This is a genomic window from Streptococcus mitis (assembly GCF_905187495.1).
GTDB classification, from domain to species: Bacteria; Bacillota; Bacilli; order Lactobacillales; family Streptococcaceae; genus Streptococcus; species Streptococcus mitis_CU.
Window position 1 is genome coordinate 368,676 of sequence record NZ_CAJJIB010000151.1, and the last position, 21,236, is coordinate 389,911.

A 21,236-nucleotide genomic window follows, 5' to 3' on the forward strand; every position below is an offset into this window, starting at 1 on the left:
TAATATAACCTTAAAAAGAGAAGAACAATTCTTCCCTCCAACTATCATTATTTAGCAGCTGCGTACAATTCATCTACTTTGTTCCAGTTGATCACTGAGAAGAAAGCTTTGATGTAGTCAGGACGCACGTTGCGGTATTTCACATAGTAAGCATGTTCCCAAACGTCCAAGCCCAAGATTGGTTTTTTGCCTTCTGAGATTGGTGTGTCTTGGTTTGCTGTTGAAGTCACTTCAAGTTTACCTTCTTTGTTGACAACCAACCATGCCCATCCTGAACCAAAACGAGTTGTTGCTGCTGCAGTGAAGGCTGCTTGGAATTCTTCAAATGAACCAAATGTTGCATCGATTGCTGCTGCAAGTTCTGCTGATGGAGCTGTTTTTTCAGGAGTCATCAATTCCCAGAAAAGAGCGTGGTTCAAGTGTCCACCACCATTGTTGATAAGCGCTTGACGGATATCAGCTGGGATAGATTCTACATCAGCAAGCAGGGCTTCAAGGTCTTCACCAATTTCAGGGTGTTTTTCAAGAGCTACATTAGCATTGTTGACATAAGTTTGATGGTGTTTGTCATGGTGCAAGTGCATTGTTTCCGCATCGATGTATGGTTCCAAAGCGTCGTATGCATATGGAAGATCTGGTAAGATAATAGCCATCTGTAATACCTCTTTTTCTTTCTATATGAAAATGATAACGCAAACATTCACTTTTTTCAAGTTTTTTGCTTATAGATGAAGAAATCACTAAGAAACCCACGACAAGATAGTCCTGACGCGGGTTGTAGTTTCCAAAATAATATCATACTCAATGAAAATCAAAGAGCAAACTAGGAAACTAGCCGCAGGTTGTACTTGAGTACGGCAAGGCGACGTTGACGAGGTTTGAATTTGATTTTCGAAGAGTATCAATTTACCTGACTAGCAATCTGTATGAGTGCCTTTTCAAAAAGGAAACTCTTTTCATAAACACCTGTCTTAATCTGATAGTCTGTCTCAATCAAATAAGAAATAGCTTGCTTCAAAAAGCTCAAGGAAAGTCCTCGTGAATCCCTCAGCGCAAACTTGATTTGATAGGGATTAGGATTGCGTCCGAGAAAACTTCCTAGACTACTTGCAATCTGCGATTCTGTTTGTCCAGACTCCGCCAAAATTTTCACCTGAGTAAAAGTCCGAAATTGTCCTAGCATGACAGCTATGAGCTTAATTTCGTCTTCCCCTTGCAAGGTCAAGTCTCTAACCAAGTCACGCGCCTGATCCATCTTTTTAGTCAGAATAAACTGAGTTAAATCAAAAATATTGTCCTGCAAGGTCTTGGGAATAGCATTGACAATATCCTCTTCCTCGATAACAGAGTCTTCCTTATAGGACTGTAAAAAGAGGAGATTTTTCTGGATTTCGCTAAATTGAAAACCAGATTTGATAAGGAGGTTTTCAAAAGAATGATTGGCAAACTGCAGACCTTGTTTCTGACTCCACTTTTGGAAATACTGGCGCAATTCTTGTTCTTTTGCTTCTACTGCATCAAAGACCTTGGCATCACGCTTAAGTAATTTTACCAGCCGTCTTTTGCTATCCAGCTTTCCTTCTGCAAAGATTATCAACTTGGTTGTTAGTGAAGGATTGTCAAAGTATTCCTCAAATGACTTGAGCTCATCATCTGTCAAAAAGCGCTTTTTAGCAGTCGTGATATCGACAAAATGGTCTAATATCACGATTTTCTCATCCGCAAAGAAAGGAAGGCTGACCAATTCCAGTTCCACATCCTTGTAGACCACTTCTTTCATATCAAAGTAGGCAAAGTTGAGGTCGGCAGAATCATAACCAATCTGTTTCAACACTTGACTCTTCATCACTTCAAACTGGCCCTGATCTATGCCTGTAAAAAGGCTCAGGTTAGGTAAATTTGATAAAGTCAACTTCTGGCTTTCTTCAATAGCTAGCATCTTCTCTCCTTTCTTCTGATTTTTCGATTTAATTTAATCAATATAGCGTAATTTCCCACGAAAATCATCTAGGCTCTCGTACCCTTTTTCCGTCATGATTGCTTTCAGTTCATTGGTAATACGTTCAAAGGCACCGACACCTTCTTTGTGAAGGGTGGTTCCCACTTGTACCATACTAGCACCACAGAGGATATGTTCAAAGGCATCACGACCAGTCAAAACGCCACCTGTACCAATAATTTGAATTTGAGGGTTTAAGCGTTGATAAAAGGCATGAACATTAGCTAAAGCAGTCGGTTTGATATACTCTCCACCAATCCCCCCAAAACCATTTTTAGGACGAATAACGACGGACTCATCTTCTATATAAAGGCCGTTTCCGATAGAGTTAACACAGTTGACAAACTTGAGCGGGTACTTGTTGAAAATAGCTGCCGCTTGGTCAAAGTGAACAATATCAAAATATGGTGGCAATTTAATTCCAAGAGGTTTGGTGAAGTAGGCAAATACCTCTGCCAAAATCCGGTCAGTTGTCTCAAAATCATAGGCAATCTGAGGTTTACCTGGAACATTTGGACAAGAGAGGTTTAGCTCAGTCAGACCACGAAACTCACTCTCTTGGACTTTTTTCAAGATAGTATGGGTTTCCTCTGGAGACATGCCGACTAGAGATAAGAAGAAAGTTCGGTTCGGCTCTTTTTCCTGCAAGTCCAAAAGATAGTCCAAATAATAGTCTAAGCCATTATTTGGTAAGCCCATGGAGTTGATAGAACCAAGGGGAACATCTTGATAGCGTGGCTCAGGATTCCCCTGACGAAAGTCCAAGGTCGCTGTCTTGGTCACAAAAGTTCCTGCCGCTGAGTTTTTAACGCCCTCTAACTCTGCTATCGTCATACAAGCCACACCTGCTGCATTCATCAAACAATTATCAAACTCAAAACCAGCAATTTGCGTTTTCGTTGATACCATGATTCTGATCCTCCAGATTCCTTTTATTGCTAATATTATACCATATTTTCAGCTTTTCTTTTTAAGAAAGTCATTTATAAGAAAAACGTTCGTATTTTTATCTATTATAAAAAATTCCAATTTAAAACAATCCCAAAAATCAAATTGAAAGAATTTTTAGAAAATTTTTGTTTTTTCTCTTTACAGTTAAAAAAAATTCTGCTATAATGACACACATAATTAAATTAGAATTTAAGGAGAACGATATGACATCTGCTAAAGAATATATCCAAAGCGTGTTTGAAACTGTGAAAGCTCGTAACGGGCACGAGGCTGAATTCCTCCAAGCTGTCGAAGAATTTTTCAACACTTTAGAACCTGTATTTGAAAAACATCCTGAGTATATCGAAGAAAACATCTTAGCACGTATCACTGAGCCAGAGCGCGTGATTTCTTTCCGTGTTCCTTGGGTTGACCGTGATGGAAAAGTTCAAGTAAACCGCGGTTACCGTGTTCAATTCAACTCAGCTGTTGGACCATACAAAGGCGGACTTCGTTTCCACCCAACTGTAAACCAAGGGATTTTGAAATTCCTCGGATTTGAACAAATCTTTAAAAACGTTTTGACTGGACTTCCAATCGGTGGAGGTAAAGGTGGATCAGACTTCGATCCTAAAGGTAAAACAGATGCTGAAGTGATGCGCTTCTGCCAAAGCTTCATGACTGAACTACAAAAATACATCGGCCCATCACTTGACGTACCTGCTGGTGATATCGGTGTTGGTGGACGTGAGATTGGTTACCTTTACGGTCAATACAAACGCCTTAACCAATTTGATGCTGGTGTCTTGACTGGTAAACCTCTTGGATTTGGTGGTAGCTTGATTCGTCCAGAAGCAACTGGTTACGGTTTGGTTTACTATACTGAAGAAATGCTTAAAGCTAACGGTAACAGCTTTGCTGGTAAGAAAGTTGTTATTTCAGGTTCTGGTAACGTTGCTCAATACGCTCTTCAAAAAGCGACTGAACTTGGTGCAACTGTTATCTCTGTATCTGACTCAAATGGTTATGTCATCGATGAAAATGGTATCGACTTCGATCTTTTGGTTGACGTTAAAGAAAAACGTCGCGCTCGTTTGACTGAGTATGCAGCTGAGAAAGCAACTGCTACTTATCATGAAGGTTCTGTATGGACTTACGCTGGAAACTATGACATCGCTCTTCCATGTGCGACTCAAAACGAAATCAACGGTGAAGCAGCTAAACGTTTGGTTGCTCAAGGCGTTATCTGTGTATCTGAAGGTGCCAACATGCCAAGCGACCTTGATGCCATCAAAGTCTACAAAGAAAATGGTATCTTCTACGGACCTGCCAAAGCTGCCAACGCTGGTGGTGTAGCCGTTTCAGCTCTTGAAATGAGCCAAAATAGCCTTCGCCTCTCATGGACTCGTGAAGAAGTTGATGGCCGTCTCAAAGACATCATGACAAACATCTTCAACACAGCTAAAACAACTTCAGAAACATACGGTCTTAATAAAGACTACCTTGCAGGAGCTAACATTGCTGCCTTTGAAAATGTAGCAAACGCTATGATTGCACAAGGTATTGTTTAAGATTCATTTGCTTAATCCTCAATCGCTTCGATTGGGGATTTTTAGCTTGAATTAAACAGTTGGAAAATTACTTACTCGCCCCCTTTTTTGCCCCTTTTAGAACAAAAAGAAAAACCGCTACTCCTAAGAATAGCGGTTTAATCATGTTTTTAAGCTACTAATGTAGTCGCTCTATTATTTGCCGTTTTTTCTTTTAAAGACTTTTTGCCCAGTTTAACTTCTTAAGAAAGCCAAATGATATTCTCCATTCAATTTAACTGCTACTTTCTCGTGGATAGACTGATTTTTTAAAGAACAAATTTCTCCATATTTCCAACTTTCGTGCTCCCCTGATAATCTAGTGACTGACTTCACTTGATTATCTAAGTTAGCAACTGTAGCACTAAGCTCTTCTTTTGGAATAATTTCTTCAGTAATTGTAAATAATTGTTCCCCTATCTTCAACTCTCTGGCTTCTTGCTCATTGATAGCAAATTCTCCTACTAAGCGAACATTAAATAAGTCAGAAACTTTTATAAGTTCTTCTTTAGAAATATTATCAAGTAGTTTACATTTATAGAAAGTACTATCAATTTTTATGGCAAATTCTCTATTCTTGGTTTGATATAAGTCACCAATCTCCAACAAATCATTCTTTATTTCATCATTGGAATCATCGTAAGATATTTCATAAATATCATAATGATTGCTTACTTTACTTTCAATATCTTCATATAAAATTAATTGATTAGTTACACCATAATGCTCTCCTTTATAATCAAATCGATTATAACTTGAGTCGAGAAATTTAACATCATACTTCTCATATGTGCATCCAGTCAATCTAAGTAAACTTAAGAAAAAAATTACGGAAAGATAGATCTTTTTGAATTTCATAGTTCTCCTCCTAATTTTCTATAGTTAAATTATCAAAAATCAATAACGCCTCTCTCCAATATGTCTTTACAGATTTATTTTGGTTATAAAGTAAAGTCAAAACAGTTCCCAAACTTCCATCCAAAAATTTAACACTCCATTCATTTCCATCAGAATATATAATTAAACACCTTTTCTGCTTACAACTACTAAATTAGCAACAAACAATAATACAACATAAAAAGTTAAAGCTAATAAATAGGTTGTGCTTCTAAAATTATTTTCTAAAATTATATTAACTGGTAAAATTACTGGAATCCAAAAAATATTAAGAAAAACTTTATTTGTTGCAAATAATATAAATAAACTTTCTACAACAGCAATAAGTAAATTACCACCTTTCGCAATAAACAATGTCAATAGCATGTGGAAATGATTTAGCAATATTAGTAATAACCAACTAACTATTCCTACGTAAAAATAATATGAAAAGTGTTCTAACTCTATACCTACAACTACCCATAAAGGAATAGTAAGTAAAGATAATAGTAAATCTAACACAAAAATTTTCGCTCCCCATATACTGGCTGTATTTCTCGAGCCTTTAATATTCTGATAATTATTAGCATTGATTTCTTGTTCAGATACTAATAAAGTGATTATCGTAGTTATCATACAATAGCCTAACATGGGTAAAAAGATAATATTTTCCAATACAATTGTGTTATTTACAGATAATATGTAAATTGGAATTGTCAATAGTTGTATAGTAGACAAAATCAAAATAATGTATAGTTGATACGAACCTTTAAATTTAATCATTTCACTTTTTAGCAATTGGATCATTACTTAACCTCCAATTTAACATTAACAAAGAAACAATAAATAGAATCAATGATAGAAATACGGTAAATACTACCATTTTAACGTCTGTTACATGATTTGTTAAATCTAAATCTCCTGACGGTTTTATATACATAAGACTATAAGCAATTTTATAATGATATGTAAAAGGAAAGAAGAACCAAAAGCTACTTTGAGCGATAAAAGGTGCAACCAAAAAACAAATCAAGGAGTTAATAGATACTAAGATATAGGGGTTGATCCGTTTCGAAAATAGATACAAGAGTGGCAATACCCATATGGATGTTATCGAAATAAGTACTAAACAAATTAAGTCACCAATTATATTCAATGATATTAAGTCGCCATACAAAAAATTACTTGTAAATAATAATATAGCTAAAAACCATACGTTCGAAATGAGTAAATCTTTTAATTTTAAAAGTATCTTTACGATATATATTTTTATGCTATCATTTCGAAAGTATATATTCTGGAAGTTTCCTGCAGCTTCTTCTGCTTTATAATCATATAAAAATAACAATCCAATAAGCGTGTACAAAAAGACGGCTTCCCACCAATATATTGAAAAACTTTCTAGAATACTCGGTCCAACAAGTAATACAGCTATTAAAATCGACAATCCAGGAGCTATTATCAAGAATTTTTTGGATGTATTTTTTCGCTGTTTTAACCATTCTGATTTAAATATTTTTATCATATTGCGTCACCTCCATGAACAATTCTTATAAATAAAGATTCTAAATCATCACTTTGAACATTCGAACCATCGTAAAAAATTTGACCATCATGTAAAATAACAACTTTATCTGCCACTTTACTAACTTCATACAGTTGATGGCTAGATAAAAGAATTGTCATTCCTGATTTCTTTAAAGAAATCATTAAATTCAACAATTCCTTTATACCATCTGGATCCAATCCATTGGTAGGTTCATCTAAAATGAGCAAATCTGGACTAGTAATTATTGCCATACCTAATCCCAAACGTTGTTTCATACCTAAAGAAAAGCTCCCTGCTTTTTTCTTTCCCGTATTAGATAGCCCAATCAAGTTTAATACTTCATTAATTCGTTCGTCAGAAATGTCATATAACAATGCTCTTGTTTTTAAGTTATCATAAGCAGATAAGTTCATGTAGATAGCTGGAGTTTCAATAAGCGCTCCAATCTCATATATACCCGCATTTTTTTTCCCATTAAAAATAACCGTACCACTATCAGCATTTTCAAGACCAAAAATAATCTTCATAATTGTTGATTTTCCTGCACCATTAATACCTAATAATCCACAAATACTCCCCTCTTTTATTTCAAAAGAAATATTTTTCAGTACTTCTCTATCCTTATATGATTTTCTAAGTTTTTGAACTTGTATATTCATAACTATAATTCCTCCTTGTTTTATACTTGTATGTTATACTTTATTTTTCAAAATTTGTTCAGAATTTCCAATTTTACAAAATTAAAAAAATAGACAGTCCTCAATTTAGAAAACCATCTATTTTTATACATAACTATTATATGGAAGCTATCTAATATATCCTTACAGAATTATTTTTTAATAAGCAACGTCACTTGAGCGCCACCTCTATCTGGATTTGATAAAAACAATTCTCCTAAATGTCTAGTTGCAACTTGTTTAGCAAATGCTAACCCTAAACCATAGTGCTTATTATTCCTACCTTTATTCTCAGTATAAAATAACTTATCTGCATTTAATAAGGACTGTTCAGTAAAAGGCAGACCATTATTCCACACTACAAAATTAATATACTCTGTTTCCTCAATGATAGTAAGCGTAACTTTTTTTTCTCCAGAACTATATCTTGCTGCATTTGCTAAAATGTTAATTAATGCCCGATTTAAATTAAAACGATTTCCCTTAAAAAACATTAATTTTGTAGTATTAATAATTTTGAAATCAACCTTTGCATTATTCATTACAGATTTCGCCTCTACTGACAGATCACTTAAAAAATCAGGTAAATATATCTGTTCCCCATAATCTTTATCTTCAATTAGTAATCTTGAATAATCAATCATTGAACTAAAGTATCTTTCAAAAATCACTATACTGTTATTCATTGACTGAGTATATTCCTTCTGTTGATCAGTCAGGTTAGTTAATTCAAGCAACTCTAAATTTCCTTTTAGTACTGTTAAAGGAGTTTTTACATCATGAGCTAATGCACCAACTTGAAAAGATAAATCTTCCTTCTCCCTTCTCTCTGATTTGAGTAAATTAGTTAACTCGTCGTCCTTTTGATATAATACAGAGAGAATTTCATCGAACTCTTGTATTTGAGAGGGAATGTTTTTTTCTTTAAATGTTAACTGCCCCATGTTTAAAGCTTTTTTTTGTATAAGTAGAAAATTTTTTGAAAATTCTTTTATTAATCTTGTAAGTGACCAAATGAGTAAAATCGTTTCGAAAACGAAGAAAAATAAATAAGAAAATAGGTTAAATGAAATGTGACGCAAATTCGGATTAACAAACTCAGGTATCATGGGTTGCCTGACAGTAAGTACAATTTCTGAATTAGCATAATACACATAATACACCTCACTATTACTTACAGATTCATTTTTAGCAAAAACTTCTCGATAGGCAGGCAAATCCTTTTTTTGATAATTACCCGCTTCAATTGTACCTGTCTTGCGATTAAATACAACATAGTCAAATATAGAGTTATTCATTGCTTGAACTACATCACTTAAATTGCTGGTATCACTCACTGAAATTTCAATTTTAGAGTCGTATACATTTAATTGTCCTGTAAAAACAAGTAAATAAGTAAATATAAAAAATAAAAGTATACTCAGTAACGTACCTGTTACTAGTTCTAAAACAGTCCTTATTATACGTCCTCTAATTGTACTATTCTTCTTAATCATGCCACTTGTATCCCATACCTCTAACTGTTTTTATAGGATTAATTCCATAGGATGAGAATTTTAATCTTATTTGATAGATATACTCAGATATTGAACGAAAGAGGGTTTCAGCATCATCATCATAAACGTTTTCATATATATCTTGTACAGTAAAAATTTTTCTTGGATTGCTAGATAATAGCTCTATGATATCATATTCTCTACTTGTAAAGGCAAGACTATCTCCATTAATACAAACAATTTTTTCTTGTAAATAAATCGTTATTGGAGATAATTCTCGAACAATTTGATTACTTAATTCACCTTGTTTGTATCGTTCTTCTCGTTTGAGATTTGCAGCAACTTTAGCAATTAATTGATTGATGCTGAAAGGTTTTGTAATATAGTCATCTCCTCCTAAATTCAATCCTGATACTATATCATCTTCGGTGTCTTTTGCACTAACAAAAATAATAGGGGAGCTTACTTTATTTCTAATCTGCTTACAAATTTGCATACCATCTATATTAGGCATCATTACATCTAATAAAATCAAATCAAATCCTTTGAAATTATTAATATTGATTGGTGCAGTCACTTCTTGATACGTCGTTACCTGATAGTTTTTCATCTCTAAAATAGTTCGCATCAATTTCAAAATTTCAAAATCGTCATCTACAACTAATATCTTATACATTCTATCACCTCAAAAAATTTTAGAGAACTACCTGCAATGCTCCGTATTTCTGACAAAGAATAGTCTCAATACATCAGTTTGTAATGTAAATTAAATTTTTAGAAACTAGTATAAATCTATTTTACACTATCTTGAACAAAATTCGTAATATTTAATAATATAATTTGAGTGCCATCAATATCATTTCTTATCCAGCAGAAATAACCATAACTTTCCCATCTATATATGAATAATCCTCCCCCTTAAGTTCTCCAACGTAATGTTTCAATGCTTCTTGATTATTTTAATCTAGACCCTCATCACCTACTGAAGCAACAATTATTGAACCTTGACATTTGAGATTGTATCAGAGAAAATTCAGATTTTATTCAGAGAAAAAATCATCTTTACACTACTAGTGAAATTCAAATTTAAGAAAGAATCAATTTCTAAAATTTTTCATGTCCTAAAAAAACGGAATACGTTTTGAACTTGTTCAGATTATTTTCTATCCCTTCTTCCACTTATGCCCAGCCCAGCCTGCCAAGACAAGTAAAGCAAGGTTAAAAATGATAAAGAAATGTGACCTTTTCAACTTTTCTTTTCAAGATAGGTTGAGTATTCCTATCCTCCTCATTCTCAAAAAGAATTTTAGGTAATTTATAATACCGTTCTGAAGTTTGGTATTGATTTGCGGTAATTCGTTTCATAGCGCCCCTCCAAGTTCTTTGAGTATTAAATCTCCACTTTATTCCAATCGAACCAAGCCACTTTTTTCTAATTCAGCCATACGAGAGATGGCTTCAACAATATCAATTCTCATTTCACGTACTAAAAATGAAATGACAATATAGCGTGATGATTGTAATTCTTTTGTCATTTTCCCTCCTGAAAATAAAAAAAGGAGAACAATATTCAACTGTTCTCCACGATAAATTTGTTAAAAAGAAAAACCCTGCCAAATTAATTTTTGGTAGGGTTTTTGGTAGGAAACTAAATTAATTTATCAGTTTCTAAAATGTGTTCACGATTCTAAAAGGCTGATACTATAGTATCCCGAATTCTAATTGGTATATGCCTCTTATTTAAGAGTAACTGAAGCTCCAGCTTCTTCCAATTTAGCTTTGATTTCTTCAGCTTCTGCAGTTGCAACGCCTTCTTTAACAAGTGCTGGTGCACCATCAACAAGTTCTTTAGCTTCTTTAAGACCAAGACCTGTGATTTCACGTACAACTTTGATAACGCCAACTTTTTTGTCGCCTGCAGATGTCAATTCAACGTCGAATGAATCTTTAGCAGCACCAGCGTCAGCAGCACCAGCTGCAGCAACAGCTACAGGAGCAGCTGCAGTTACACCAAATTCTTCTTCGATAGCTTTTACAAGGTCGTTCAATTCAAGGATTGAAGCTTCTTTAATTTCAGCAATAATGTTTTCAATGTTCAATGCCATTGTTATATCCTCCAAATATGTTTTAAATTTATAATAGATTTTCGTAGCTAGGCTACGCTGCGTAGCTTAAGATTAAGCTGCGTCTTCTTTGTTGTCTGCAACCGCTTTGACTGCAAGAGCAACGTTGCGCACTGGCGCTTGAAGTACAGAAAGGAGCATAGAAAGAAGTCCTTCGCGGTTTGGAAGAGTTGCAAGAGCAAGAATCTCTTCTTTAGATGCGACAGCGCCTTCGATTGCACCACCTTTGATTTCAAGTGCTTCAGCGTCTTTAGCAAAATCGTTCAAGATTTTCGCTGGTGCGATAACATCTTCGTTAGAAAATGCTACTGCAGATGGTCCAACAAATACAGATGCAAGATCTTCAAGACCAGCTTTTTCAGCTGCACGACGCAAGATTGAGTTTTTAATAACTTTATACTCAACTTCGCTTCCACGAAGCTCACGACGAAGAACTGTATCTTGCTCAACTGTCAAACCACGAGCGTCTACAACGACGATAGATGCAGCAGCTTTCATTTTTTCAGCTACTACGTCAACTAGTTCCGCTTTTTTAGCAATAATTGCTTCACTCATTAGTGTGTTCACCTCCGTTATTATTTTGCTTGGGGAAATTTTTCAAAAGAAAAACGCGCCCAAACCTAGACACGAAAGTACAATACGCTTCTTTTTACATGATACGTTTTGTCCTCGGTAGGATATTTATGAGTCGAGCTCCCCTACTGTCTTAGGCAGTTTTTTCAAACCGTATATAAGTATAGCATAGTTAAAAAAAGAATGCAAGATTTTTGCAAACTTTTTTAAAATTTTTTGTGATTTTTCTTTTAAAGTTCTACTGTCAGGGCTTGACCTTGCTTAACAACCTGTTCTCCAGCAATATAAACATCATCAACATCACTGGACTTGACAGCATAGACTAGGTGAGAGAGCATATTTTCTTGGGGTTGAAAATGGATTTTCCCTTGTGGTTGAATAACGAGAAAATCTGCCTGCTTGCCGACTTCCAAACTTCCTATCTGATGTTCTATCCCTAGGACCTTAGCCCCTTCGATTGTCAGTGCCTTGAGGGCTGTTTCGATAGGAAATTGGCTGGCATCTCCACTTTTCATCTTCTGAAGAAGGGCTGCTGTCCGTCCTTCCTCAAACATGTCTAAATTATTATTAGAAGCGACCAAGTCAGTCGCAATTCCTACTGCTATTCCTGCTTTTTGCAGTTGGATGATGGGAGCAATCCCTGATGCCAGTTTGAGGTTACTGATAGGATTGTGGGCAATAGACACTTGAGAAGTTGCCAAGCGTTCAATTTCTCTCTCGTTTAGTTCGACCCCGTGAGCAAAGACAGACGGATGATCTAAATACCCCAGTTCTTCTAGAAAGGCTAAGGGGCGTTTGCCGTAGCGTTTCAGGATAATGCCTGACTCCTCCTTGGTCTCCGCCACGTGGATATGGATAGGAATATTCAACTCTTTTGCCAGATCTAAGCTTTCTGCCAGCAAGTCTCTACTACAGCTGTAGGGAGAATGTGGGGCTACCATCACCTTGAAATTTGGATTTTTATATCCAATAATTTCTTCAATGATTGCTCGAGTTCTACTTATAGTCTCAGCAGTTGTTTCTGCCTCTGAAGAAAAGAGGGTCGGTGAGAAATAACAACGCATCTTGGAAGCCTTGACTGCCTGATAAATTCTCTCAATATCTACACCATTGGGATTATACATATCGTTGAAGGTTGTCGTTCCTGACTGGAGCATTTCTGTCAGAGCCTCTTTGACTGCCTTGGTAGTCATGTCGGGAGTAAACTCAGCTTCTGCTGGCCAGATGTAGTCATTGAGCCATTCATGGAGATTACTATCATCCCGAATCCCTCGCAAACCTGTCATAGCAGAATGAGTATGGCAATTGACCAAACCAGGCATAATCCAGGCCCCCTGATAGTCTATAATCTGCTCAGCTTGCTCTAAAATCTCTGAATTCTCTTGACCGACATAGACGATTTGAGAATCCTTAACTGCTAAGATTCCATTCAGATAAACATGGAAATCTTGATCACAAGTCACGATATTTACATGCTGATAGACTTTCATTGTTTTTCTCCTTCTAAGGCCTTGATTTTTTCTAGCTATTGTAACAAAAAAGTCACCCGAAGGCAACTTTTTTCGTCCATAAGATTTTAAAGCAGAAAGGATTATTCAAAGCTAAAAGCTGCAGCTTGCTGCATTTGATAATACTTACCCTTTCTAGCCATGAGATCCTGATGATTGCCATGCTCCACGATGTCACCATCCACTAAGACTAGAATCATATCCGCATCCTGAATGGTTGACAAGCGGTGGGCAATGATAAAGCTTGTACGCCCCTTCATGAGTTTAGCAAAGGCATCCTGAACCAGCACTTCTGTCCGCGTATCGATGGAAGAGGTTGCTTCGTCTAAGATAAGAATCTTAGGGATAGCTAGAAAGACTCGGGCTATGGTCAAAAGCTGGGCTTGACCGACAGAGAGAGATTCTCCTGCATTTTCCAACTTGGTATCGTATCCCTGTGGCAACTGTTGGATGAAAAAATCTGCATTGGCTGCTTTTGCAGCAGCAATCACCTGCTCCCGACTGGCTTTAGGATTTCCAAAGGAAATATTGTCATGAATGGTCCCTTGCTTGAGCCAGGTTTCTTGGAGCACCATTCCAAACTGCTGGCGTAAAGAGGCACGACTATAGTCATAAATGGATTTCCCATCCAGCAAGATATCTCCAGAGTTAATGGGATAAAACCGCATGAGAAGATTGATAAGGGTTGATTTTCCAGCACCTGTCGGACCAACAATAGCCACCTTGCTACCAGCTGGAATATCAATAGATAAATCCTTAATCAAAATCTTTTCAGGATGGTAGCCAAAATAGACATGTTTAAAGGAAATAGCTCCCTTAACTTGGTCACTAGTCAACTCTTCCTTACCTGTTTCAGCCACCTCAGGACTATCTAAGACTCCATAAACACGTTCTGCACAAGCCAAGGCACTTTGCAACTCAGCTAGCACTGAAGAAATATCATTAAAAGGCTTGGTGTACTGTTGAACATAGTTCAAAAAGGTCACTAAGCGCCCAATGGTCAAGGTAGAGCCTATCATGATACGATAAGCTCCCACTCCAGCTAGAAGGGCATAAATAAGCGCATTTACAAAGCGAGTCGAAGGATTGACCGTTGAAGAATAAAAGATGGCTGACTGAGAATAACCTGCGTAATTGGCATTAGCCTCGTGCAACCTTTGGATAAGCTCTTCCTGAGCATTGAAGGACTGGATAATGGTCTGCTGGCTCAACGATTCTTCAATCAACTGAGTCTGAATTCCCCTAGTCTCTGTTTGCTTTTGGAAGAGATGATAAGATCTCTTGGCAATAAAGCGTGAAATTACCATAGACAGTGGCGTCAACAGCAAGACCAAAAGAGTCATGAGGAGATGAATTTGAATCATGGCTAGAATGCTGACTAAAATCATCAAGACACCAATAAAAAATTGGTTAAATATCATGGTCAAACCAGCTGCTAACTGCTCGATGTCTGTGGTCACACGACTGACCATCTCTCCACTTCCTTGACGATCCACAAAAGCAATCGGTAACCGATGAAGCTTATGTATGATTCGCTCTCGCAAGTCTCTGGTATAAGAGAAGATTAGGCGATTATAGAGAAGAGGATTGACCCACTGTACAAGGGTATTTCCTATGACCACCAAGATCATTTGGAGAAAAATCTGCCAAAAAACTGGTGAAGAGCCCGTCACTAGGACTTGGTCGATGACCTGTCCGATTAAGATTGGTAGGTAAATCGATAAACCAACCTGGGCAATAGTTCCTAGAAAGGCTAGAAAAAGAAGGAAGGGATGACTTGCTAAATCTTTGGCCAAACGTGTGAATGTTTGATTTGCAGTTTGTCGTCTCATGCTAGTCCTCCTTTCCATGTTGGGATGCATTGATTTCTCGATAGACTTGACTGGATTTCATCAAGTCCTCGTGCTTGCCGATAGCTAGGAGCTCCCCTTTTTCCAAGAGGAGAATCTTGTCTGCCATCTGAAGCGTCGAAGTCCGTTGAGAAATCAAGATTAAACTTGTATTTGGCAGGTTTTCTCGGATAGCTTTCAAGAGCTTAGACTCAGTAATAGTGTCCAGTGCTGAGGTCGCATCATCTAGGATGAGAAACGGAGTCTGGCGCAAAACTGCTCGTGCGATGGACAGCCTTTGTTTTTGACCGCCCGAGAAATTTCGCCCTCCTGCCTCAACTATGGCATCCAAGAGTCCTTCCTTTTCACTGACAAAATCCTTTGCTTGCGCAATTTCCAAGGCCTGCCAGAGTTCTTGGTCTCTTACTTCTTGATGTAAACCTAGAGTCAAGTTGGAACGAATGGTTCCTTTAAAGAGTTCGACTTTTTGGGGCACATAGGCAATCCAAGACCGCCACTCCTCTAAATTACTAGGACTAGATCCATCTCGATAAAGGTCAATGCTCCCCTTGTCTGCTGGATAAAGTCCAAGTAAGACTTGCACCAAGCTTGATTTACCAGAACCCGTCCCTCCGATGATACCAAGGATTTGCCCTTGCTGCATATCAAAGGAAATGTCTCTCAGAGAAGGCTGGGCCGCATCAGGATAGGTAAAGGTCAATTCTTGGACTTGTAAAATCTGATTGCTGGTAACTTGCTTTTTCTCTAATTCTAAATAAATATCTTCTGGAGCCTCAGCAAAAACTTCCTCGATTCGCTTGGCAGAGATATAGGACTGATTGAGAGAATTTATCAGCATAGCTAGCTTAACCAATTCCACCAAAATCTGTAAGAGATAGTTGATAAGGGCAATGAGAGTACCTTGACTGAGCAATCCTCCTTGAATAGAAACATATCCCTTCCAGATAATAATAAGGAGAGTTCCATTTACAATCAGATAGGTCAGAGGTGTTAATAAGCTAGACCAGAAACCTGTTTTTTCTTGCAATCTGGCATAAACTTGGTTAAGGGTCTGAAAAATCTGTAACTCTCGTCTTTCTTGTCCAAAAGCCCGAATAACCCGCATCCCTTGTAATTGCTGGCGCGTTTCTTGAACTAGTTGATCTGTTTTCTTTCTGAGACTACTGTAGAGAGGATTAACCAGTTTAGAAAGCACTACAATAACAATGGTCAAAATGACAACCATGACCAAGAACCAGAAAGTCAGCTCAGCTGAGATGCGATAAGCCATAAAAATGGCACCAAAAACGATAATAGGCGCTCGCAAAAAGAGACGCAGGAATTGATTGATACCAGTCTGAATCTGGTAAGTGTCCGAAGTCAAGCGAGTGATCAAGCTAGAAGTTGTCAAACGGTCTCTGCTGTCCTTAGGTAAAGACAAAATATGACGATAAAGATCGTTTGTCAATTCCTTGGCAAAACCTACCGCTGCATTAGCTGAGTAAAACTGGGCTATTAAGGCCACTACAACACCAATTACTGCAAAGCTAAGGAGCAGGCCAATCTGCATCCATAGATGACCTTGATTTCTTTGGGGCAAGGATTGGTCAACAATCCCAGCAATCACCATGGGAACCAAGAGTTCAAAAACAGCTTCTAGCAGCTTGAACAAGGGAGCCAAAATTGATTCTTTGATATAGGGTTTAAAGTAAGATAGTAAGTGTTTCATAAATCCCTTCTATTCGTTTTCTAGAAATGAAGAAAGTGGGAAGCACCCACCATCTCTGATTTATTTGTTTAAGTAAGGTAGTAGATAGCCATATCCTTCCTCTTCCATCTCATCCTTGGATACAAAACGCAAGGATGCAGAATTAATACAGTAACGCAGGCCACCTAACTCCTGAGGACCATCTGTGAAAACATGACCCAAGTGAGCATTTCCTGACCGAGAACGAACCTCGATTCGCTCCATTCCATGACTCATGTCCTTGTAATAGTGAATCAACTCTTTGGAAATCGGACGGCTGAAACTTGGCCAACCACAACCTGAGGCAAACTTATCCTTGGCAAAAAAGAGTGGCTCACCCGTTGTAATATCTACATAAATCCCTTCTTCAAAGGTTTGGGCATAGGCATTGGTAAATGGAGTCTCTGTAGCAGCTTCTTGGGTAACACGATAGGATTCTTCTGATAAGCTTTCCTTTAAAACCTCTTGGCTAGGCTTTTCATAGTTTGCTGCATCAATCAATGGCTTCTCAGCATCGGTCACATCGATATGACAGTAACCTGAAGGATTCTTCTTAAGATAGTCTTGGTGGTAATCTTCAGCCAGAATGTAATGACGTAGTTTCTCCACCTCTACTGCAATCTTTCGCCCAAGCATGCGCTCCTGCTCCTGCACCACTGTGTAGATAGCTGGCAAATCAGCTTCATCTTGGTAATAAATTCCGGTCCGATATTGGCGACCACGGTCATTCCCTTGTTGATTGATAGATAAAGGGTCGATGACACGGAAATAATAAAGCAAAATCTCTCTGAGTGACACTGCTTTCTCATCGTAAATCACTTGAACTGTTTCTGCATGGTCTGTTTCCTTGAGCAGCTGGTAATTGGTCGTTTCGACTTGTCCATTAGCATAGCCAACACTGGTTGCTAGCACTCCAGAAATGCGTGAAAAATACTCCTCTAGACCCCAAAAACAACCACCTGCTAGATAAATTTCTGCCATCTTTATTTCTCCTTTATCAAGTCTTTAACTAATACTCTTCGAAAATCTCTTCAAACCACGTCAGCTTCCATCTGCAACCTCAAAACAGTGTTTGAGTATCCTACGGATAGCTTCCTAGTTTGTTCTTTGATTTTCATTGAGTATAAACTTCTTTTCAAAAAAAGGATAGGAAGCCCTCTGGTCGAGAGTTTCCCCATCCTATCTTCTATTCTTTATTTTGCTTCGACACGAACACCTTGGGTATCAACCTTCAAGTCATGCAGTTTTCCTTTGAAGGGTTGCTTTTCCAATTCTGCCTTAATCGTTGGCATCTTGTCATGAGAAGCCAAGACCATAACTGTCGGCCCAGCACCAGAGAGGTAGGTTGCATAGGCACCATTTTCTTTGGCTACTTGCTTAATCGTCGCAAATTCTCTCACCAAGTCCTGACGATAGCGCTCGTGGAAGAGGTCTCCCTCGATTGCTTGCCCAGCAGTCGCCATGTCTCCTGCCAACAAGGCCGCAACCGCCACATTGGCGATAGAACTAGCTGCAACAGCTTCCTTGTAAGACAATTTTTTAGGCAAGACACCACGGCTGTCTCGAGTACGCAATTCATAGTTGGGAATGTAGGCTAGGAAATCACACTCTGGAAAGTCTGCTACGATAGCAGAAACTTGCCCTTCAACAGAGCTTGCAATAACGAGATTACCATAAATGGCTGGAGCCACATTGTCTGGATGTCCTTCAATCTTGGTTGCTAACTGTAATTTTTCATGATCAGACAAGTTGAGCTGACCCAGTTGGTTGGCTAGTTCAATCCCAGCAACAATAACCGAGCTAGAAGAACCCAAACCACGCGCCAAGGGAACATCACTGGTCATTTTCAGGCGTCTAGGTTTCAAATCTGGTACAATTTGCAAGGCGATTTTGAGCAAGAGATTACGCTCGTCATGTGGAATCCATTTGCCAATCTGGTGTTCAATCAGCCACTCATCCCGTTCTTCACAGACCTCTATTTGAAGATACTTGGTTACAGCTACACCGACCGAGTCAAAACCTGGCCCGATATTGGCACTGGTTGCAGGTACAATAATCTTCATCTTATTCTCCTAGCACCTTGAAGGTATTCAAGAGGTCGAATTCTGAAACCTTCTTCAATTCAGCTGAGACATTTTCAAGCTGGGCTTTATTAATCTTGTGTGTGATGATCACAACACGCGCCTTATCACCTTCTTTGCCATCTTGGAGGATTTGCTTGAAGGAAATATCTTGAGCGTTGAAGATTTCAGCCAATTTCAAGACCTGACCTTTTGAGTCTGGAGCCAAGATTGAGAAGTAGTAATTTGCTTTAACGTCTTCAGGGTTTGCCAATACCAAGTCACGGCTGTATTCGTTGAAATCTTTGCCAATGGTACCATCATTCAAGCGACGAACGATACGGACAATATCCGCCACAACACTTGTTGCAGTTGGTTTTTGACCAGCACCTGGTCCGTAGTACATAGACTCACCAATACCGATAGATTCTACAAAGACAGCGTTCATTACGCCATTCACACTGGCAAGTGGATGCGCTTTAGGAAGGAAGGTTGGAGTCACTTCTGCAGCGATTCCTGAAGGAGTTTCCTCGATTGAACCAACCAATTTCACTACATAGCCAAGGTCTTGAGCCACAGCTACATCTTCTGGTGTGATGTTGCGGATTCCCTTGTGGGCTACATCATCAAAGGCAACCTTCATGCCAAAGGCAAATTGGCTCAAAATCACCATCTTGTAGGCTGCATCAATCCCATCTACGTCATTTGTAGGGTCACTTTCTGCAAAACCTAGTCTTTGTGCTTCCGCAAGAGCATCATCGTAAGACCAGCCTTCTTCGACCATCTTGGTCATCATGAAGTTGGACGTTCCGTTGACTACTCCAAGCACACGCGTAATTTTATCAGAAGCCAAGGAATTTGCCAAAGTACGAAGAATTGGAATCCCACCAGCTACTGCTGCTTCATAGTAAAGTGCTACCTTGTTAGCTTTAGCGATTTCTAACAATTCTGCACCATGGACAGCCAAAAGGTCCTTGTTAGCAGTAACAACGTGTTTTCCAGCTTCCAAGGCACGAGTGATAAAGGTTTTAGCTGGTTCGATACGCCCCATCAATTCCACTACAATCGTAATATCTTGATCTGACAAAATGTCATCCACATTGGTTACAAAGTTAAAGTCATTCCCTGCTGCAAGCAAGCGGTTCTTTTCATCTTCGTCCTTGACCAATACCTTAGCAACTTCAATATCTGAATGTGCTGATTGATTGATTTTTTCTCCATTTTCCTTTAGGAGGAAAGGCACACCACTTGCAACGGTACCAAATCCTAGTAAAGCAATTTTAACTGTCATGTTTGTCTCCTCGAAATTTTCTATTATAGCCATTATAACAGAATTTTGTGAAAATTCCTATCATAGTAATTCACTATTTCAGTATAGAAAAGAAAAAACGAATCAAACGATTCGCTCTTCTTATAATCTAGAAATAGCTTTCCAGAAATGATTATCCGATTTTTTGCAGATTGAGCACAGCATCGTGATTCATCAAGACTTGGCCATACTCTTGCAAGACTGAACGACTGATGTCACTATCGTCTGCAAACTCGCGCATACGGGCCAAAAGCCACGCTGGATATGGACTTGGATGATTTTCAATATCCACTAAAATGGTCAAATAATAGCGCTCATTCATCTTGTAGAGTTCAGAAGTTTCCATCTCAAATGTCACTGTCTTGGCAAAAGCCACCAAATCAGCTAACTTAGCAAAAGAAAGGATGTAGTAGATGTAAGGCTCTTTCTTGCTCTCAACTTCTTGTTCAGCCTGTTCCTGCTCTTCTTCCTTGGCTTCGACTTGCTCTAGAGATTGAATGGCTTCGATATCATCCTTAGTTTTGTCCGCGATACTTTTTTCCAGGGTTTTGATAAATTCATCTGGCGACATTTGAGCCAATTCTTCCATGTCTGGCAAATCCGATAAGTCTTCAAAATCTAGATTTTGGTCAATCTTGGACTTGGTCACAAAGACATCTACCTTATCCGGTTTTGGAGTCACACGGAAGCTCAACATACCTGTATCCAAAAAGCTATCAGGCATCTCTAACTCATCCAAGATGGCATAAAAGAACTCTTCTGTTTTTTCTTGTGGAACGAGAAAGTCAGCAATCTCCATTCCTCGATCCATCAAATCCTCTAAAGACATCGTGATTTTTAAAGTTGTATCACTGATTTGTTTCATTTTCATTGCTAGTAACCTCATACTTTCAGTTCTATCTATTATACTAGATTTTTACGATTTTATCAAAAGAAGGCTCCTCTGTCGGGATAGATTTTCCCTAGGGTAA

Annotated in this window: 20 protein-coding genes, 1 pseudogene and 1 other annotated feature; of the genes and pseudogenes, 1 reads left to right on the plus strand and 20 read right to left on the minus strand. The window is 38.1% G+C overall.

Annotated features, from left to right (window positions below; all coding sequences use genetic code 11):
• Positions 1 to 47: 47 nt before the first annotated feature.
• From sodA to JQ843_RS07985, 3 genes are all read right to left on the minus strand, one after another.
• A complete protein-coding gene (sodA, locus tag JQ843_RS07975; RefSeq protein WP_049546399.1) occupies positions 48 to 653 on the minus strand; it encodes a superoxide dismutase SodA in 606 nt (201 codons plus the stop codon).
• 248 nt (positions 654 to 901) lie between these two features.
• Positions 902 to 1,939, minus strand: a complete 1,038-nt coding sequence (gene holA / locus JQ843_RS07980; RefSeq protein WP_203213347.1) for a DNA polymerase III subunit delta — start codon at positions 1,937 to 1,939, stop codon at positions 902 to 904.
• A gap of 33 nt (positions 1,940 to 1,972) precedes the next feature.
• Positions 1,973 to 2,908: a dihydroorotate oxidase gene (locus tag JQ843_RS07985; protein WP_203213348.1), complete on the minus strand. Its 936-nt coding sequence runs from the start codon at positions 2,906 to 2,908 to the stop codon at positions 1,973 to 1,975.
• A 245-nt stretch (positions 2,909 to 3,153) separates the two neighbouring features.
• On the opposite strand from JQ843_RS07985, the gene gdhA reads away from it, so the two are divergent.
• Positions 3,154 to 4,500 carry an NADP-specific glutamate dehydrogenase gene (gene gdhA, locus JQ843_RS07990; RefSeq protein ID WP_203213349.1) on the plus strand — a complete coding sequence of 449 codons (1,347 nt, stop codon included), beginning with the start codon at positions 3,154 to 3,156 and terminating at the stop codon, positions 4,498 to 4,500.
• Positions 4,501 to 4,713: 213 nt separating this feature from the next.
• Here the strand turns inward: gdhA and JQ843_RS07995 are convergent, their stop codons facing one another.
• The 17 genes and pseudogenes from JQ843_RS07995 to mecA all read right to left on the minus strand — a co-directional run bounded on the left by JQ843_RS07995 (position 4,714) and on the right by mecA (position 21,136).
• Positions 4,714 to 5,376 carry a NisI/SpaI family lantibiotic immunity lipoprotein gene (locus tag JQ843_RS07995; protein ID WP_203213350.1) on the minus strand — a complete coding sequence of 221 codons (663 nt, stop codon included), beginning with the start codon at positions 5,374 to 5,376 and terminating at the stop codon, positions 4,714 to 4,716.
• Between the two features lie 162 nt (positions 5,377 to 5,538).
• Entirely contained in the window at positions 5,539 to 6,201 is a 663-nt protein-coding gene (locus JQ843_RS08000; RefSeq protein WP_203213351.1) for an ABC-2 family transporter permease, read from the minus strand.
• Complete coding sequence (locus tag JQ843_RS08005; RefSeq protein ID WP_000590350.1) at positions 6,179 to 6,919, minus strand: lantibiotic immunity ABC transporter MutE/EpiE family permease subunit; 741 nt, start codon at positions 6,917 to 6,919, stop codon at positions 6,179 to 6,181. The genes JQ843_RS08000 and JQ843_RS08005 overlap by 23 nt, the downstream gene beginning before the upstream one ends.
• A complete protein-coding gene (locus tag JQ843_RS08010) occupies positions 6,916 to 7,602 on the minus strand; it encodes an ABC transporter ATP-binding protein (protein ID WP_001025883.1) in 687 nt (228 codons plus the stop codon). The genes JQ843_RS08005 and JQ843_RS08010 overlap by 4 nt, the downstream gene beginning before the upstream one ends.
• 170 nt (positions 7,603 to 7,772) lie before the next feature.
• The gene (locus tag JQ843_RS08015) at positions 7,773 to 9,116 is read right to left on the minus strand and encodes a sensor histidine kinase (protein ID WP_203213352.1); all 1,344 of its coding nucleotides are present in this window, start codon (positions 9,114 to 9,116) and stop codon (positions 7,773 to 7,775) included.
• Complete coding sequence (locus tag JQ843_RS08020; RefSeq protein ID WP_024057852.1) at positions 9,109 to 9,792, minus strand: response regulator transcription factor; 684 nt, start codon at positions 9,790 to 9,792, stop codon at positions 9,109 to 9,111. Before JQ843_RS08020 ends, JQ843_RS08015 begins: the two co-directional genes overlap by 8 nt.
• Positions 9,793 to 10,403: 611 nt before the next feature.
• Positions 10,404 to 10,481 (minus strand): annotated as a pseudogene (locus JQ843_RS08025) (replication initiator protein A); the annotation flags it as partial.
• Positions 10,482 to 10,519: 38 nt separating this feature from the next.
• Positions 10,520 to 10,651 carry a hypothetical protein gene (locus JQ843_RS09970; protein ID WP_080976406.1) on the minus strand — a complete coding sequence of 44 codons (132 nt, stop codon included), beginning with the start codon at positions 10,649 to 10,651 and terminating at the stop codon, positions 10,520 to 10,522.
• 201 nt (positions 10,652 to 10,852) lie between these two features.
• On the minus strand, positions 10,853 to 11,221 hold the full coding sequence (rplL, locus tag JQ843_RS08030; RefSeq protein WP_001196965.1) for a 50S ribosomal protein L7/L12: 369 nt from the start codon (positions 11,219 to 11,221) through the stop codon (positions 10,853 to 10,855).
• Positions 11,222 to 11,293: 72 nt separating this feature from the next.
• Complete coding sequence (rplJ, locus tag JQ843_RS08035) at positions 11,294 to 11,794, minus strand: 50S ribosomal protein L10 (RefSeq protein WP_045606104.1); 501 nt, start codon at positions 11,792 to 11,794, stop codon at positions 11,294 to 11,296.
• Positions 11,795 to 11,832: 38 nt separating this feature from the next.
• Positions 11,833 to 11,968 (minus strand) — a sequence feature (ribosomal protein L10 leader region).
• Positions 11,969 to 12,042: 74 nt separating this feature from the next.
• Positions 12,043 to 13,302 (minus strand): TRZ/ATZ family protein, encoded by a 1,260-nt coding sequence (locus JQ843_RS08040; protein ID WP_203213353.1) that lies wholly within the window; start codon positions 13,300 to 13,302, stop codon positions 12,043 to 12,045.
• 101 nt (positions 13,303 to 13,403) lie between these two features.
• On the minus strand, positions 13,404 to 15,152 hold the full coding sequence (locus tag JQ843_RS08045) for an ABC transporter ATP-binding protein (protein WP_203213354.1): 1,749 nt from the start codon (positions 15,150 to 15,152) through the stop codon (positions 13,404 to 13,406).
• 1 nt (position 15,153) lies between these two features.
• Positions 15,154 to 16,878, minus strand: a complete 1,725-nt coding sequence (locus tag JQ843_RS08050) for an ABC transporter ATP-binding protein (RefSeq protein WP_203213355.1) — start codon at positions 16,876 to 16,878, stop codon at positions 15,154 to 15,156.
• Positions 16,879 to 16,938: 60 nt separating this feature from the next.
• Positions 16,939 to 17,877 carry a peptide-methionine (R)-S-oxide reductase MsrB gene (gene msrB, locus JQ843_RS08055; protein ID WP_000818182.1) on the minus strand — a complete coding sequence of 313 codons (939 nt, stop codon included), beginning with the start codon at positions 17,875 to 17,877 and terminating at the stop codon, positions 16,939 to 16,941.
• A 212-nt stretch (positions 17,878 to 18,089) separates the two neighbouring features.
• Positions 18,090 to 18,959 carry a homoserine kinase gene (gene thrB, locus JQ843_RS08060; RefSeq protein WP_000692425.1) on the minus strand — a complete coding sequence of 290 codons (870 nt, stop codon included), beginning with the start codon at positions 18,957 to 18,959 and terminating at the stop codon, positions 18,090 to 18,092.
• Between the two features lies 1 nt (position 18,960).
• On the minus strand, positions 18,961 to 20,247 hold the full coding sequence (locus JQ843_RS08065; RefSeq protein ID WP_203213356.1) for a homoserine dehydrogenase: 1,287 nt from the start codon (positions 20,245 to 20,247) through the stop codon (positions 18,961 to 18,963).
• A 151-nt stretch (positions 20,248 to 20,398) separates the two neighbouring features.
• Entirely contained in the window at positions 20,399 to 21,136 is a 738-nt protein-coding gene (mecA, locus tag JQ843_RS08070) for an adaptor protein MecA (RefSeq protein WP_000782684.1), read from the minus strand.
• Positions 21,137 to 21,236: the final 100 nt, after the last annotated feature.

Bases quoted from the DNA above. Each gene is read 5' to 3' on its own strand.
- sodA (WP_049546399.1), bottom strand. From the start codon at position 653: ATGGCTATTATCTTACCAGATCTTCCATATGCATACGACGCTTTGGAA.
- holA (WP_203213347.1), bottom strand. From the start codon at position 1,939: ATGCTAGCTATTGAAGAAAGCCAGAAGTTGACTTTATCAAATTTACCT.
- JQ843_RS07985 (WP_203213348.1), bottom strand. From the start codon at position 2,908: ATGGTATCAACGAAAACGCAAATTGCTGGTTTTGAGTTTGATAATTGT.
- gdhA (WP_203213349.1), top strand. From the start codon at position 3,154: ATGACATCTGCTAAAGAATATATCCAAAGCGTGTTTGAAACTGTGAAA.
- JQ843_RS07995 (WP_203213350.1), bottom strand. From the start codon at position 5,376: ATGAAATTCAAAAAGATCTATCTTTCCGTAATTTTTTTCTTAAGTTTA.
- JQ843_RS08000 (WP_203213351.1), bottom strand. From the start codon at position 6,201: ATGATCCAATTGCTAAAAAGTGAAATGATTAAATTTAAAGGTTCGTAT.
- JQ843_RS08005 (WP_000590350.1), bottom strand. From the start codon at position 6,919: ATGATAAAAATATTTAAATCAGAATGGTTAAAACAGCGAAAAAATACA.
- JQ843_RS08010 (WP_001025883.1), bottom strand. From the start codon at position 7,602: ATGAATATACAAGTTCAAAAACTTAGAAAATCATATAAGGATAGAGAA.
- JQ843_RS08015 (WP_203213352.1), bottom strand. From the start codon at position 9,116: ATGATTAAGAAGAATAGTACAATTAGAGGACGTATAATAAGGACTGTT.
- JQ843_RS08020 (WP_024057852.1), bottom strand. From the start codon at position 9,792: ATGTATAAGATATTAGTTGTAGATGACGATTTTGAAATTTTGAAATTG.
- JQ843_RS09970 (WP_080976406.1), bottom strand. From the start codon at position 10,651: ATGACAAAAGAATTACAATCATCACGCTATATTGTCATTTCATTTTTA.
- rplL (WP_001196965.1), bottom strand. From the start codon at position 11,221: ATGGCATTGAACATTGAAAACATTATTGCTGAAATTAAAGAAGCTTCA.
- rplJ (WP_045606104.1), bottom strand. From the start codon at position 11,794: ATGAGTGAAGCAATTATTGCTAAAAAAGCGGAACTAGTTGACGTAGTA.
- JQ843_RS08040 (WP_203213353.1), bottom strand. From the start codon at position 13,302: ATGAAAGTCTATCAGCATGTAAATATCGTGACTTGTGATCAAGATTTC.
- JQ843_RS08045 (WP_203213354.1), bottom strand. From the start codon at position 15,152: ATGAGACGACAAACTGCAAATCAAACATTCACACGTTTGGCCAAAGAT.
- JQ843_RS08050 (WP_203213355.1), bottom strand. From the start codon at position 16,878: ATGAAACACTTACTATCTTACTTTAAACCCTATATCAAAGAATCAATT.
- msrB (WP_000818182.1), bottom strand. From the start codon at position 17,877: ATGGCAGAAATTTATCTAGCAGGTGGTTGTTTTTGGGGTCTAGAGGAG.
- thrB (WP_000692425.1), bottom strand. From the start codon at position 18,959: ATGAAGATTATTGTACCTGCAACCAGTGCCAATATCGGGCCAGGTTTT.
- JQ843_RS08065 (WP_203213356.1), bottom strand. From the start codon at position 20,247: ATGACAGTTAAAATTGCTTTACTAGGATTTGGTACCGTTGCAAGTGGT.
- mecA (WP_000782684.1), bottom strand. From the start codon at position 21,136: ATGAAAATGAAACAAATCAGTGATACAACTTTAAAAATCACGATGTCT.